The organism is Streptomyces sp. NBC_01257, from assembly GCF_035917255.1.
In the GTDB taxonomy this organism is placed as follows: domain Bacteria; phylum Actinomycetota; class Actinomycetes; order Streptomycetales; family Streptomycetaceae; genus Streptomyces.
The window spans coordinates 8,395,738-8,410,029 of record NZ_CP108472.1 but is presented as its reverse complement, the minus strand read 5'-3'; the positions used below and the strand labels follow the sequence as shown (position 1 = coordinate 8,410,029).

Below are 14,292 nucleotides of genomic sequence, written 5' to 3'. Positions count from 1 at the left end.
CGCCGATCTCCTCTTCACCACTTTTTACCGACAAGGAGCTTTCCCATGCATGACGTCATCGTTGCGGGCGCCGGCCCGGTCGGCCTGTTCGTGGCAGGGGAGCTGGCCTTGGCCGGCTGCTCCGTTCTGGTCCTCGAACAGGACCCGGACGCCCGTCCGTCGCTGAAGGCGCTTCCGCTCGGACTGCGCGGACTCAATGCCGGATCGGTCGAGACGTTCTACCGGCGCGGGCTGCTGGACGCGATGGCGAAGGCTTCCGGCGTCCCGGTGGAACGGGTCGGCGCGAGCTCCGATGCAGTCGACGTTCCCGATCCCCGCGAGTTGAGCCACTTCGCCGGCATGCCCCTCAGTGCGGCCGACGTCGAGACCGCGGCCCTCGCCTACCGCCTGCCCAGTCCGGCCATGGAAGGCTTCATGACGAGCCTGGAAGCGGTCACCGAGGTGCTGGCCGAGCAGGCTCTCTCACTCGGCGTGGAGATCGTCCGGGGCGCCGCAGTCACTGCGGTGAGCCAGGACGACGACGAGGTGGCCGTCACGGCGGGCGGACAGCACTATCCCGCGCGCTGGCTGGTGGGATGCGACGGCGGGCGCAGCACGGTGCGGCGCCTGGCCGGCTTCGACTTCGTCGGGACCGAGCCGCTGTTCACCGGTTACGTCGCCCGGGTGACCTTCGCCGACCCTGACCAGCTGCCGCTCGGGTTCAACCTCACCGACAACGGCATGTATCTGCGTACGCCGCTGGAAGGCCACCTGGGCATGATGGACTTCGACGGCGGCACCTTCGACCGCTCCAAGCCGCTGACCCGCGACCATCTGCAGTCCGTGCTGCGCCGCATCTCCGGCACGAACGTCATACTGGACGAGGTCCACCTGGCCTCCAGCTTCACCGACCGCGCCATGCAGACGACGGCCTACCGAACAGGCCGCGTGCTGCTCGCCGGCGACGCCGCGCACATCCACTCGCCGCTGGGCGGCCAGGGCCTGAACCTGGGCATCGGCGACGCGATGAACCTCGGCTGGAAGCTCGCCGCCACCATCCGCGGCATCGCTCCCGACGGGCTGCTCGACACCTACACCCACGAGCGCCACCCCGTCGGCGCCGGCATTCTCGACTGGTCACGCGCGCAGGTGGCGACCATGAAGCCGGGCCCCGCCGCCCCCGCCCTGCGTGCCCTGGTCCACGACCTCATGCGCACCCCGGACGGTACGACCCTGGTGTACCGCCGCACCTCGGGCTTGTTCCACCACTACGACCTGGGCAGCGGGCACCCGCTCGCCGGCCGCAGCTCCCCGGACTTCTGCTTCGAGGACGGCACCCGCCTCGGTGATCTGCTGCACCAGGGCCAGGGCGTCCTGCTCGACTTCACCGCCGACCACGAACTCAAGGAGGCGGCCCAGGCGTGGCGGGGCCGCCTCCACTATGCCGCCGGTCCGGCGCGCAACCGCCTCGGCCTGACGGCCGTACTCGTGCGGCCGGATGGAGTCGTCGCATGGGCCGGGGACGACCGTGACACCTTCGAGCAGGCCGCCGCCCAGTGGTTTGCTGCACCGGCGAACTGAGCGCCGCCCCCGTACCGGCAGAAGGTTCGGTGGATACCGACCGTGGGCGATAGAAGCCGCGAACCGGATCGACTACCACGCGATCGGCCCGCGCCAACGGAATCGGGCGGACTCCTGCTTCGCCGTGGCCATTCCGAGCCGTGCCGACGCCGGCCGACTGCACACCGCCGTCACCTGCAGGCCCATCGCTGAACTGATCTACCACAGCTCAGTGTTCAGCCGTTCCCCCTGCTGGTGTTCGGGGTGTGCACGGTCCAGGTTGTGGGGTTACTGGCTGCTGCCACCGAAGGCGGCAGCACCTTCCTGCCCTATGATCTGGTTCTCCGTCACATATCCGCGGAGCTCGGCCTCGTAGGCAGCGAACGCGGCGGCATAGTCGCCTTCGGTCGCGGCCAGGTGACGGGCCAGGGTACGGGCCCCGATCAGGGCTTGTGAGGTGCCCATACCGGCGGTCGGTGCGGCGCAGTATCCGGCGTCACCCACGAGGACGATCCGGCCCGTCGACCAGGCGCCCAGGTGGACCTGGGCGGAGGAGGAGAAGTAGAAGTCGTCGGCGGCTGTCATCGCCTTCAGTAGTTCGGGTACGACCCAGCCGGCACCGCCGAACGCCTCCCGCAGCGCGTGCTCCTGTTCGCTCCGCGACCGGCGGTCCAGGACGGGTGCGTCGGTTGCGAACGACAGGCTGACCGACATCCGGCCGGGATCGGCGGCGCTGACGGCGTAGACCGCGGTGCTGTCGCCACTTTGCAGCACCCCCCTGTGTTCGAGTCCGAGAATGTTGTCGGCCGTGAACCCTACGCCCGACATGCCCAGGTGGCGCAAGGCCTGATCATGCGGTCCAAAGGCCAGTTGGCGCACCTTGGAGAAGAGCCCGTCCGCGCCGACCACCAAGTCGAAGGACCGGGGCTCGCCGTGTTCGAACGCGACCGCGACACCGTCGTCGTACTGGGTGAGCGAGGTGACGGAGTCGCCGAAGACGTAAGTGAGCTCCGACTCGGTCAGACGGTGCAAGATCCTCGTCAACTCCGGCTTGGGCACCTCCAGTTCCCCGGCGAACATCTCGGCAGGCAGCTGGCCGACCTCCACTCCGTCCGCGTCGACGAGTGTGGTGCCGCGCATCGCGGTGTCGAGGCTGCGGACCTCGTCCAGCACACCGAGTTCGTCCAGGACGTCGAAGGCGCCGCCGCGGAAGTCGACGGCGTAGCCGCTTCTGCGAAGGCCGGAAGCGCGTTCGACGACGGTGACCTGGTAGCCGTCAGCGTGGAGGAAGTGTCCGAGGGCGGCACCCGCCACACCGGCACCTGAGATGAGGACCGTCTTCTTTGTCATGGCTGGGACCGTACGCCGCCTTGACCAAATGGTCTAGTCGTTCGTCTAATCCATTTGGTCAAGGCGGTGCTACGCTTGGGCGATGGGAAACAAGCAGGACCTGCTCGATGGCGCCAAACAGTGCCTGATCGAGCGCGGCTGGGCACGAACCACAGTCCGTGACATCGCCGCCGCCGCCGGCGTAAGCCACGCGGCCATCGGCTACCACTTCGGCTCACGCGAAGCACTGCTCACGCAAGCCCTGGTGGAGGCGGTCGACGAACTCGACGCAACCCTGGCCACCAACCCGGGCACGCCCGACCCGCAGGAACGCTGGCAGGCCCTGATCGACAGCTTCACCACCCACCGGGCACTCTGGGTCGCCCAATTGGAAGCCGTCGTCCAGGCCGAACGCTCCCCGACAGTGCGCGAGCGCCTCGCAGAGGGCCAACGACGGGCACGCGACGGCCTCGGCGGATCAGTCCCCCTCGCACTCCTCGGCGGCCTCATGCTTCAGTGGCTGGTCGACCCCGACCATGCCCCCACCGGCGCACAAGTCATCGCCGGCCTCCGCGACCTCACCCCGCCCCCACTCGGTGACGCGTGAGCCACACGCCGCACACCGCCGGCAAACACCGCAAGCCTCACCCAAAGGCTGTTGCAGGACACCCGAGATGGGGCATTCCTCTTGTATGGGTGGAGTGTTGCGACTGAACCATTGGGAGTGGAATTTCCCCGGCCGACGGATGGACCGGTTCGAGAAGCTGGTGAAGGCCGTACGAGAGCGGGAGGAACGGCCCCGGTGGCGGTCGCCCGCAGTGCCCACCGCTGGCAGACCGGGCCCTTCTGGTAGCCATGCACTACCGCACCGACCTCAGCTTGCGGCAGCTCGCCCCGCACTTCGGAATTGCCCCGGCCACCGCCCGCCGGGCCATTCAGCGCCCGCAGCCACTCCTCGCGATCGAGCTGTCTTCGCAGCCCGTCGCGGATGTCGAACGGTTGCGGATCCTTGACGGAACCCGGGTACAGGTCCACGACCGCACGGTCGCCGCACCCTCCAGTGACTGTCCTCAGCGAACGTGCAAGTCATGATCGATGCGGACAGCCGCCTGGCGATCGCCTCACTCCCCTGGCCGGCCCCGTCCCAGCCCGTGGCGCAGGGCAGTCAGAGGGACGAGCTCTGCGTGAACGGCCGGGATTCCAGATCGGCACGCACCTTTACGTCTTGACGGGCCGTGACCTGCTGGATCACAGGATCGCGAGAACCGCACCGGCAGTTCCGCCGGCGAACATTCCCGGCACCCCTCCTTGCCCTACGGGCCATCCCGCGCGAACTCACTGTCCTTGCGGTCACGCTCGGCCGCCCTCGGCCCGATCGTCACACACGCCCGATGACTTGGTCCAAGCGGCTAGGGTCTTTCGTTTGGATCAGGCTGGATCAGGGAGCGGGGTCCGGTGCGTGCAGCTGCAAGGCGGAGGAGGGAGTCACTGCGGAGCATTGGCGACTGACGACAACGCGGCAGATGCGCGTGCCGGGGCCCGCGAGCCCGGCATGATCCGAACGAGAGGCCCTAGATCCGGACCTCTACGCGTACCGCCTCGTCACATACGTCCACCGCCAGAACCGTCCCGTCGGCAACCGACGGGAGCAACAGAACCTCCAGCCGGAGCAATGCCTCTTCCATGACGTAGAACTGACCCCGCGGCGGGCGGCCTATCGGCTCCCTTGGAAGGTGCGGCGGTAGACAAGGGGGGCGACCCCGACGGACGCGTGCAGGTGCTGTCGCAGCGATGTCGCCGTACCGAAACCCGCCTGACCGGCGATCTCGTCCACCGAAAGGTCACTGGATTCGAGCAGGTGCCGGGCCCGGTCGACCCGTTGCTGGATCAGCCACCGGCCGGGGCTCATGCCGACCTCGTCGTGGAAACGGCGGGCGAAGGTGCGCTCGCTCATTCCGGCATGCGCGGCAAGTTCGGCCACGGTCAAAGGCTCGCGGAGGTGTTCGAGGGACCACTGCCGGGTGGCGGACGTCCCGTTCGCGGACGCCTCGGGCACCGGATGATCGATGTACTGGGCCTGCCCGCCGTCCCGCCACGGCGGCACCACGCAGAGGCGTGCCACCTCGTTGGCCACCTTGCTTCCGTGGTCCTTGCGTACGAGGTGCAGGCACACGTCCACGCCCGAGGCCGCTCCCGCGGAGGTCAGGATGTCGCCGTCGTCGACGTACAGGACGTCCGGATCCAGCGCCACTTCGGGGAACCATTCGCGGAAGACGGCTGCGAGGCGCCAGTGAGTGGTGGCCGGGCGGCCGCCCAGAAGCCCTGCGGCAGCCAGGACGAACGCACCGGTGCAGATGGACACGATGCGGGCACCCGGCCGCACGCACGCCAGGGCGGCGGAAACGGCCTCGGGGAGTTCCTTCGTGATGAGGGAGGGGTCGACCGGTGGAATCACCACGGTGTCCGCCGTGGAGAGAACCTGCGGCCCGTTGTCCACGGCGACCGAGAAGTCGGCGTTGCTCCGCACCGGCCGTCCGTCGACCGTGCAGGTCAGAACCTCGTAGCGGCCGTGCGCCGCACCGAAGACGCGGCTCGGAATGCCCAACTCGAACGGATAGACCCCGTCCAGGGCCAGAACGACGACACGATGGGAACGCATGGCAGAATCCTATCGGAAGATGGCAACCCTGCCATGGCCAAGGCGGGCCGCCTCCTGAAGACTGGAGTGCATGAGCCCGAAGATCAGCGATGCAGCGGCGCCCTCCATGCGCGCCATCAGCCAGGACAAGCACGGCGGTCCCGAGGTCCTCGGGGAAGCCCGCGTTCCCCGCCCGACCCCCGGGCCGAGCGAGATCCTCGTATCCGTCCGTGCGGCCGGCCTCAACCCCACGGACTGGAAGCACCGGGCGGGCGGTCTGTTCGTCAACAGGCTCCCGCTGATCCTCGGATGGGACGTCTCCGGCGTTGTGAAGGCGGTCGGCTTCGGCGTGACCCTCTTCGAACCGGGCGACGAGGTATTCGGCATGCTCCCCTACCCCCACGGGGTCGGCTCGCATGCCGAATACGTGACAGGTCCCGCCCGCGCGTTCGTGCACAAGCCCGCCGGCATCGACCACGTGCAGGCCGGAGCCCTCCCTCTCGCAGCGCTCACCGCCTACCAAGCGCTCGTCGACACCGCCGACGTCCAGCCCGGACAGCGTGTCCTCGTCCATGCGGCCGCCGGCGGGGTGGGCCACCTCGCCGTACAGATCGCCAAAGCCCGCGGAGCGTACGTGATCGGCACCGCCAGCGCCGCCAAGCACGACTTCCTGCGCGAGCTCGGCGCGGACGAAACGATCGACTACCGCAGCGTGGACTTCACCGAGACCGTCAGCGACGTCGACGTGGTGCTGGACCCGCTCGCCGGGGAGACCCGCGCCCGCTCGCTCAACGTCCTGCGCCGCGGCGGCATCCTCGTCTCACTCCTGCCCGCGGCCGCACCGGAGGAAGAAGCAGGAGCAGCCGCCCTGCTCGGCGTCCGAGTCAAGACCCTCTTGGTCGAAGCCGACCACGCGGGCATGCAGGCAATCTCCGACCTCGCCCGGACCGGCCGGCTCCGCGCCCACATCGAGGCAACCTTCCCGCTTTCCGAGGCCCCCAAGGCACACACCCTGGGCGAGACAAACCGCACCAAAGGCAAAATCGTCCTGGTCCTCGAGGGCCACGACGCACTGTGACCCGCTTTGCTCGCTGCACAGTTGGGACTCGTCCGGGCCATCAAGGTGCCGCCCGGTGTCGGGTTCCTCGGTATCCCCGAACTGTCCTGGCGGGCACTGGAGCCCGGCCCCCTCCAGGTTTTCGCCGACCGCACAGTGGTGGGCCAGGAATTCCGCGGGAGGGTTGAGCAGGTGCTTCCCATCGGCGTCCTCGTCGACCTCGGGGGATGGGATCTTCGGGCTCGCACCCGTCCCTCATGCCGACTCCTCCGTGCTCTCCGCATGAGCGGAGGTGAGCCGGACTGGCTTTGTTCCCTTCTGGGGCCAGCAACTGTCGCCCGGTTCCGGAGGCAGTTGATGATCATCTGACTCATGAATGTCGATGCGAAAGGACGGCACTGTCGTGGTTCCGCACGCGAGACGGCGAGCCGCCCGTCAGCCACGCTGAGGGCGGCTGGTCCGAGTCCCTCACGTATGGCCCGTTGTGACATCAGGCCGGTGATGTCATGCCTAGGTCGTAGAGGCCCTCCCTCGGCAGGGGGTGGGAGGTCGTTCTGTCTGTTGATGTCGCGGCGCCGCAGGCGATGCGAGGGTCAATGCGTGATCGGTGCGACAGGGACGACGAAGGCGCGTTGGCGCACGTGGCTGCAGCGGTGGCCGTGCTGGGTGGGCCCGGCCACCACGCTCTGGGCAGCGGTGTACGCCGGCTTCGGCCTGACATGCGTGCTGAGCGGGAAGGCCCTGCTCTACTTGGGCGACGCGCCGGGGCCCTCAGCGCTGGGCTGGGCGGTCGTGGCAGTGGGGTCGCTTGCTGCGGTGACCTGTTGCGTGGTGAGGCGCTTGGGGCTGCGGCCGGCGTTACGGGTGGTGCTGTGGGCGGTCTGCCTGCTGGCCGGGCTCGCCGCGTTCGGTCTGCTGATGGACTTCATCACACTGGCGTTCGGCCAGGGGGTGGACAGTGGGATGGCCGCTGCGAACCACGCGCTGGCGGCGGTTGGGGTTGGGCTGCTCGCGGCCACTGCCCGATCCGTCCGCCGCCCGTCCGGAGCAGCTGTTGTGCGTCCCCCTTCTGCCGCCTCCCGGCCGGTCCAACTCGCCGCCTGCGCCGGGACGGTGGCATTTCTCCCCTACGCGGCGATGAAGCTGATCTGGGCTTCCGGCGGCACCTTCGCCGGGATGACCGGCGCGGAAATGCGTGCGGCCTCCAAGCGCAACGGTGCGTCGGGAATCTGGCTCACCCTGGAGTCCTGGGGCCTGGACGGCACCGTGCTGCTGGCCGTGCTCGGCACCTTCCTGCTGTGGGGCCTGGTCCGCCCGTGGGGCCAGGTCTTCCCACGCTGGACGCGGTGGCTCAGTGGTCGGCGCGTTCAGCGCTGGCTCCCCCTGACCCCGGCCTTGATCGGCGCCGCCAGCTTGGCTCCGTACGGGGTGCTCGGGGTCGGCTACGCGGCCCTGGCCACGACCGGCGTGGTGACGATGCCACGAGGCGACTTCCACTCCCCGAGCGATGCCCTGCTGGTCGCCTGGATCGGCTTGGGGGCGTTCGCCGTGTACGGAGTCGCGCTGGCTGTCGCTGCCCGCTCGTACTGGATTCGAACCCAACCGACGGGACGACGAAGGTCACCGATCCGAAGAGTATCATCCACTGCCACAACGCTTGGCAGCACGCCGGGCCCCGGTGGGGCGAGGCGCGACCGCGACTCCTGAGGATGCCCCCGCACTCGCTCACTACGCTGTCCTGTAGCCCAGCCAGGCACTCCCGACACCACGACCGAGCCCGTCCCCAACTCACCGGTCAGTCCCGGACATGAGTAACGGCGCCCCGAGTGACGCGCCAGGGTCGAGAGTACCGTCAGACACCGCACGCGTCGGTGGCACTCGGTCCACGCAAGACGACGCGGTGACGGGTGCCAGCGGTTGCGGTATGGCGGACCACTGCCCCGGCGGTCCGTCATACCGTCCCGGAACACGACGGCTGAATCTCCGTTTTCTTGGGTGAGTTGCGGAACGATTGTTCGGCTCTGTAAGAATTGCTGTGTGGCAAATATGCGAGAGCCCTCATCGGGTGCGTCCGAAGAAGGGGGCCCGGTCCTGGAGCCCGTCGGCGACGGTGTCGTGCTGGTTCGGGTCCGGGGCAGTCTGGACGGCTGGGCGGGCTCCGCCGAGTTGGTTGAGGCACTGACGGAGGTGGCCGGGGGTGGAGGGCGGCGGACCGTGGTGGATCTGTCCGGCGTTGACTTCGCCGACTCGGCCGGTCTGCACGCCCTGTTGCACGGCCAGCGCAAGCACGACAAGGCGGGGGTGAGTCTGGTGGTGGCCGGTCCGCTGAGCGCGAAGGTGCGCCGCCTGTTCGAGGTCACCGGCACCTTTGACGCCTTCCGCTTCGCGGACGATGTCGACGAGGCGATCAGTGAATGAGCTGCACCCTTTGGTCGCAGCGGCGTGTGAGCGGGGTTTGGCCGGGCATGCGATGAACCTTATGCACGGGGAACGAGAGATGGCGGAGCGCGGTACGAGTCCGGCCGGTGGGCTGGATGAGTCCGTTACTACTCCTGTTCCGGCGAATGCGGCCGAGGCGCGTGACGCCGTCATGCGGCTCCTGACGTCACAGTTCTGCGGGCTCGTCAACGAGGGATTGGCAGCCGACGTGGTCGTGGCCGACGCGCTGCTCGTCACGTCGGAACTGGTGACCAACGCCGTCCGGCACGGCGGCGGACTCACCGGATTCGCAGCCGAACTCACTGACGAGGGACTCCGCCTCTCGGTCGCGGATGCCAGCCCTGACCTGCCCGTCCCCGTCGATACCGATGCCGAGACTTCCTGTGTCGGCCGCATCGGGGGCTACGGCTGGGCCCTGGTGCGTCGGCTAGCCAAGCAGGTGTCCGTCACCGTCCACCCCGGCGGCAAGAGCATCGTCGCCCTGATCTCCCTTACATGAACCCCGTGCCCGCCCCAACCGGACGGACCGGTGCCCTGACGCCGCTCTTGACCTCGCTCTTGACTCCGGGCAGGACGTAGGCAGCGGGGCATCGATCGGGCCTGAGTTCACCCCACACGGCGGCAGAAGAATCGCTCCCTAATAAGGGGTTTGGGCTCTGTCCGAAGGGGGACACGCGCGAATGCCTGTATCTCTGCTAGGAGGACCCCCGTGGCCGTCAAGACTTCCACTTCAGCAGGTGTCGACATCGTCGCGGCCTTGGACCTGCCCGCCGTGGGGGATCCCTCCCAGGTGGCGCCGAAGGACGCGCGGGCCGTTGGCCGGGTCTTCTTCGACCGGCTGCAGAACCTCGAAGAGGGCACGCACGAGTACCAGTACGTGCGCAACAGCCTGATCGAGATGAATCTGTCGTTGGTGCAGTTCGCCGCGAGCCGCTACAAGAACCGCGGCGGCGGCGACATGGAGGACGTCATCCAGGTCGGCACGATCGGTCTGATCAAGGCCATCGACCGATTCGAGCTGACCCGCGAGGTCGAGTTCACCTCCTTCGCGATCCCCTACATCGTGGGCGAGATAAAGAGGTTCTTCCGCGACACCAGCTGGGCCGTGCACGTGCCGCGCCGCCTCCAGGAACTGCGGGTCAACCTGGCCAAGGCGCGCGAGCACCTGGCGACCGAACTCGGCCGGGACGCCGGTGTCGCCGAACTCGCCCAGTACATGGAGATCAGCGAGGACGACGTCATCGAGGGCATGATCGCTTCCAACGGCTACACCGCGGGTTCCCTGGACATGCCGATGGACAGCGCGGACGAGGGGCTGGACCAGAACAGCCGCAACTACGCGGACCTGATCGGTGGCCGCGACCCGGACATCGAACTGTTCGAGAACCTCAACACCCTGGCACCTCTGCTGCGCGAGCAGTTGGACGACCGTGAACGCACTCTGCTCCGTATGCGCTTCGGTCAGGAGATGACCCAGTCCAGCATCGGGGAGGAGCTCGGCATCTCCCAGATGCACGTCTCCCGCCTCCTCAACAAGACCCTCGCGAAACTCCGTACCGGCATGCTCACCGACTGAGTTGTCCCACGAGGAAAGTGTCACCCTCTCGGCGAGCCGGGGGGCTGGCCAAGAAGTCCTGGAACGGCGGTCGCGCCGGACATGGCGGCGGAAGACTGAGGTCAGTCTGCTCCGCAGTGTCGCCATACATCATCGCACCACGGCGGTCAGCCTGGTGGCAGAGATCCAGCGCCAGGGCCGTGCAGCACTATGCGATCAGCGACTACTACGGCAGCGCCGTGTGATGAAACGGATCGCCATCGCGCGCACGGGCTGGAACGGCACCGCCTGATCGCAAAGGGCCGGGACCGCTGAAGCGGTCCCGGCCCGGTGTGCGTTCCTACGCTTGAACCGGTGGCGTCATGAGCCGCTTCCTCTGCGGGTACGGCTGCGACGGGAGTACATGACGAACGCCGCCTTCAGCAGAAGGCCCGCGGCCGCCAGGCCCGCACCGCTCGCAAGCAGCGTGGTCCCTGAACCTGTGTCGGCCAGGTGACCACCACCGTGGTGGCCGGCGTGGCTCGGGTGTGAGCTGGGCACCGGGTTCGGCGTATGCGTCGGTGTGGGGGTGGGCGTGGGAGTCGGCTTGGGGCAGTGCTTGCCACGGCACGGCTCCGGCTTGGGGCAGTGCTTACCGTGGCACGGGCGCTTGGCTTCGACCTTGAGGGTGACGTCGGCGGGCGGCGAGACGACTTCGGTTCCGTCGGCCTTCCCGCGCGCCAGGGCCACGTTGATCACGGAGCCCCGGGCAGCGTCCGCTTCGGTGACGGTGTAGGTGCCGGTGCAGGTGGTGGTCGCTCCCGGTGCGAGAGTGGTGGACCGGCAGGTGACGTCAGGGACGAGATCGTCGGTGACGGCGAGGTCCGTCAACTGCGTGTCGCCTGTGTTGGTGACGGTGTAGGTGTACGTCACCTCGTCACCGGCCCGGTACACCCGGTTGTCGTCAGCGGACTTATCCAGGTGCAGGCTCAGTTCGGAGCCGACCACCAGGGTCACATTGTCGGGCGGCGACTGGACAGCAGTCTCGCCGGCCCTGCCCTGCGCGGTGGCGACGTTGGTGACGGATCCCTGGGCGGCATCCTGGTCCGTGACCGTGTAGGAGCCGGTGCAGGTGGTGCTGTCGCCGGGGTCGCCGGCCGGGGCGAGCGTCGTTGCACCGCAGGACACGCCGGTGACGTGGTCGTCGGTGACACCGATCCCGGTCAGTTCCTGGGGCCCGGTGTTGGTGACGGTGTAGGTGTACGTCACCTCGTCACCGGCCCGGTACACCTGGGTATCGTCGGCCGACTTATCCAGCCGCAGCCCCGGGCCGGTCCGGACAGGCAGCGTGACGTCGTCCGGTGGCGACACCACGGGCGTGCTGCCGTCCTGTCCCTGCGCGGTGGCGGTGTTGGTGACCGATCCGGCCGTCCCGTCGGCGTCCGTGACGGTGTAGGTACCGGTGCAGGTCGTCGTCTCGCCCACAGCGAGCGTCGTCTTCGGGCAGGTGATCCCGGTGACACGGTCGTCGGTCACCGTCACACCGGTCAGCGGGACGTTGCCGCTATTGGTCGCCACGTACTCGTACGGCACGTTCATGCCCGGTGTCAGCGGGGTGGGCAGCGGGGGCTCCTGGGAGACCTGCTTGACGAGGTTGAGCCGGGGCAGCGCGGCAGCCGGATGGACGGTGACGTTCCGGATCAGGTGGACGTCGGTGAACAGGCCGGTCGACGCGGCGAAGCCGAACTTGTACGTGTCCGGCACGGGCTGCGGAGCCGGGGTCGAAAGCACTTCCTGGGAGCCGTTGCCGTCGTGGAAGTCGATCGCGACCGTGATCACTGGGTCGGGCGAGGGTGAGATCTCCACCGTCACGGTGCGACGCGAGGGCTCGAGCAGCGCCTCGGCTTGCGCCGGGGTGGAGCCGGCGGGGATCGAGGTGGTGGGCCCGTGCAGTTGTCCGGGCAGGGTGGAGGGCCAGGGGCCGGTCGTCGAGAAGTTGTTGGTGGTGGCGTCGAGGAAGCAGTAACCCTCGATCCCGTCGCCCGGGCCGCGCAGGGTCACCATGTTGGTGCCCGGTGCGGGAATCCGGAAGGACGTGCCGGCCGGGGAGCGGTTGGCACAGCCGTTGCCGCGGTGCTCCCAGTCTCCGAAGTAGTTGCCGAGCACGTCCAGACCGACGCCGACGTAGCCTCGGTTGACTCCCGGAACGAACGTCTCAGCGGGGTCGTCGTTGGGAAGTTTCTGTGCGTACCCGAGGCTGCCGCCGAAGGCGCCCGGTGAGGCCAGAGAGGCCGCACCGTCGATCAGGAAGAACGAGATGCCGTCGGCAGGAGGGTTGGTGGCCCCTCCGTACTGCCACTGATCGAACGTGGTGACCAGACCCGCGTTCGCCGGCAGGGCGTGATTGTAGAGGACTGCGGCCGACTGGTCGTTCGATGCGTCGGTCAGCCGCAGGTAGCCGTTCGGTGCCCCGTTGTCCGGGGGGACGGGCCCGGTTGCACCGGCCGGGCACCCCGTGAGGGGGTGTGTCCCCGTTCCGGCGGCCGGGGCCTGTGGGGCACCCGTCAGGCACGCGGGCCCGAACGCTTCGAACTCCGCCTGCGCGTCGGCCCCGGTGAACGTCTCGTCGACCAAAGGTACGCCCACGGGCTGCGCGGATGCGGCCTGGCCCGGCAGGCCCAGGCCCGCGGCCACGATCCCGAGGACACCCAGCCCGGTCGCGGCCCACCGCAGCCCGGAAGTGCGTCCGGCTCCGGAGGTCGTGGCGCGTAAATCTCTCAGACTCATGTCAAGAAAAGTATGTAAAACGGATGAACATCACGGGTGGGACACGCACCGCACTCCGTGTCACCAACCCGGACGGCTGCACCGCACGACCCGCCAGGGTTGTGGCCGCTCACCTCTCACTCACTGCCCTGCCTCCGGATACCGACGCACGGTGGGTCCGCAGACGCTGCGCACTTCGCCTCGGTTCTGCAGCAGGACCAGGACGGACGAGCAGTCGGCGGTGTTGGATCCGTTGTTGCCGAAGGGGCGCGGGTGGGGCAGTCGCCGGTGTGGCCTTGGAGGCAGCTGATCGACGGCATACGGTTCCGCTCCGGACCGGTGTGCCGCGGCGGGACGTGCCCGGCGGATACGGGCCGTGGGGACGGATCTACGACCTGTTCCGCCGGCGGCAGCGGGACGGCACCTGGCACAGATCCTCACCCGACCAATGTGGATGGGAACGCGCCGCTGACTGTGCTGGCGCACGCGCCGGCCGGGGGCGGCCGTCTACCTCAGTGAGGGACGGCCGACGTGGCGAGAGCGGGGGTGGTGAGTCCTTGGGGCTGGGTGCCGTTACCGGCGTGTGGCGCGGGTGGTGCTGGTCCGCTCGCGAAGGATTTCGGCAAGGCGGTCGGCCTGCTCGTCTCGCCGCACTTGGGGACGGTGGTGATGTGTGCGCCCTTGAAGGCGTGGTCGGGGTTGCCCATCAATTCGTTCAGCAACACCCTTTCCACGGTGCCGGGTTCAATCATGCGGGCAACTCGCTCGATGCTACTGCCGTCGCACCGAGGGTCGTCAGCTGCGTGGGGCGAGTGAGAGCAGACGCCGGCGGCTGCCCTCCACCGAGCGGGACGTGATGAAGCGCCCATACCGGCGGTCGATGCGGCGCAGTATCCGGCGTCACCCACGAGGACCTTCAGGCCCGTCGACCAGGCGTCCACTCACCTATCACCGTTCCGTTGTGTGCTCGCGGTGTTGTCCTGGGGGTGG

General features: G+C 68.5%; 10 protein-coding genes and 1 pseudogene. 8 read left to right on the top strand and 3 right to left on the bottom strand.

The genetic code is table 11. From position 1 onward, the window contains the following. Window positions 1-45: 45 nt before the first annotated feature. The gene (locus tag OG408_RS36640) at window positions 46-1,560 is read left to right on the top strand and encodes an FAD-dependent oxidoreductase (RefSeq protein ID WP_326673802.1); all 1,515 of its coding nucleotides are present in this window, start codon (window positions 46-48) and stop codon (window positions 1,558-1,560) included. Between the two features lie 267 nt (window positions 1,561-1,827). On the opposite strand, the gene OG408_RS36635 is transcribed toward OG408_RS36640, so the two are convergent. Then, on the bottom strand, window positions 1,828-2,889 hold the full coding sequence (locus OG408_RS36635) for an FAD-dependent monooxygenase (protein ID WP_326673801.1): 1,062 nt from the start codon (window positions 2,887-2,889) through the stop codon (window positions 1,828-1,830). Between the two features lie 82 nt (window positions 2,890-2,971). Here OG408_RS36635 and OG408_RS36630 point away from each other — a divergent pair, with 82 nt between their 5' ends. Together OG408_RS36630 and OG408_RS40225 are read left to right on the top strand one after the other, a co-directional pair. After that, window positions 2,972-3,475, top strand: coding sequence for a TetR/AcrR family transcriptional regulator (locus OG408_RS36630; RefSeq protein ID WP_326673800.1), 504 nt, complete (start codon window positions 2,972-2,974; stop codon window positions 3,473-3,475). An 85-nt stretch (window positions 3,476-3,560) separates the two neighbouring features. Further along, window positions 3,561-3,992 (top strand): annotated as a pseudogene (locus OG408_RS40225) (helix-turn-helix domain-containing protein); the annotation flags it as partial. A gap of 590 nt (window positions 3,993-4,582) precedes the next feature. Here the strand turns inward: OG408_RS40225 and OG408_RS36620 are convergent. After that, a complete protein-coding gene (locus tag OG408_RS36620; RefSeq protein ID WP_285566597.1) occupies window positions 4,583-5,527 on the bottom strand; it encodes a GlxA family transcriptional regulator in 945 nt (314 codons plus the stop codon). Window positions 5,528-5,633: 106 nt separating this feature from the next. On the opposite strand from OG408_RS36620, the gene OG408_RS36615 reads away from it, so the two are divergent. The 5 genes from OG408_RS36615 (at window position 5,634) to OG408_RS36595 (ending at window position 10,578) form a co-directional block, all read left to right on the top strand. Continuing rightward, window positions 5,634-6,584: an NADP-dependent oxidoreductase gene (locus OG408_RS36615; RefSeq protein WP_285566748.1), complete on the top strand. Its 951-nt coding sequence runs from the start codon at window positions 5,634-5,636 to the stop codon at window positions 6,582-6,584. A gap of 579 nt (window positions 6,585-7,163) precedes the next feature. Next, a complete protein-coding gene (locus OG408_RS36610) occupies window positions 7,164-8,270 on the top strand; it encodes a hypothetical protein (RefSeq protein ID WP_326673799.1) in 1,107 nt (368 codons plus the stop codon). Between the two features lie 339 nt (window positions 8,271-8,609). After that, entirely contained in the window at window positions 8,610-8,981 is a 372-nt protein-coding gene (locus tag OG408_RS36605; protein WP_285566750.1) for an STAS domain-containing protein, read from the top strand. A 79-nt stretch (window positions 8,982-9,060) separates the two neighbouring features. Beyond that, window positions 9,061-9,501 (top strand): ATP-binding protein, encoded by a 441-nt coding sequence (locus OG408_RS36600; protein WP_326673798.1) that lies wholly within the window; start codon window positions 9,061-9,063, stop codon window positions 9,499-9,501. A gap of 210 nt (window positions 9,502-9,711) precedes the next feature. Continuing rightward, entirely contained in the window at window positions 9,712-10,578 is an 867-nt protein-coding gene (locus tag OG408_RS36595) for a SigB/SigF/SigG family RNA polymerase sigma factor (RefSeq protein ID WP_285566602.1), read from the top strand. Between the two features lie 339 nt (window positions 10,579-10,917). Here the strand turns inward: OG408_RS36595 and OG408_RS36590 are convergent, their stop codons facing one another. After that, window positions 10,918-13,323, bottom strand: coding sequence for a DUF7507 domain-containing protein (locus OG408_RS36590; protein WP_326673797.1), 2,406 nt, complete (start codon window positions 13,321-13,323; stop codon window positions 10,918-10,920). Window positions 13,324-14,292 lie beyond the last annotated feature (969 nt).

Coding starts and splice junctions, on each gene's coding strand:
- OG408_RS36640 (WP_326673802.1), top strand. CDS start 46: ATGCATGACGTCATCGTTGCGGGCGCCGGCCCGGTCGGCCTGTTCGTG.
- OG408_RS36635 (WP_326673801.1), bottom strand. CDS start 2,889: ATGACAAAGAAGACGGTCCTCATCTCAGGTGCCGGTGTGGCGGGTGCC.
- OG408_RS36630 (WP_326673800.1), top strand. CDS start 2,972: ATGGGAAACAAGCAGGACCTGCTCGATGGCGCCAAACAGTGCCTGATC.
- OG408_RS36620 (WP_285566597.1), bottom strand. CDS start 5,527: ATGCGTTCCCATCGTGTCGTCGTTCTGGCCCTGGACGGGGTCTATCCG.
- OG408_RS36615 (WP_285566748.1), top strand. CDS start 5,634: ATGCGCGCCATCAGCCAGGACAAGCACGGCGGTCCCGAGGTCCTCGGG.
- OG408_RS36605 (WP_285566750.1), top strand. CDS start 8,610: ATGCGAGAGCCCTCATCGGGTGCGTCCGAAGAAGGGGGCCCGGTCCTG.
- OG408_RS36600 (WP_326673798.1), top strand. CDS start 9,061: ATGGCGGAGCGCGGTACGAGTCCGGCCGGTGGGCTGGATGAGTCCGTT.
- OG408_RS36590 (WP_326673797.1), bottom strand. CDS start 13,323: ATGAGTCTGAGAGATTTACGCGCCACGACCTCCGGAGCCGGACGCACT.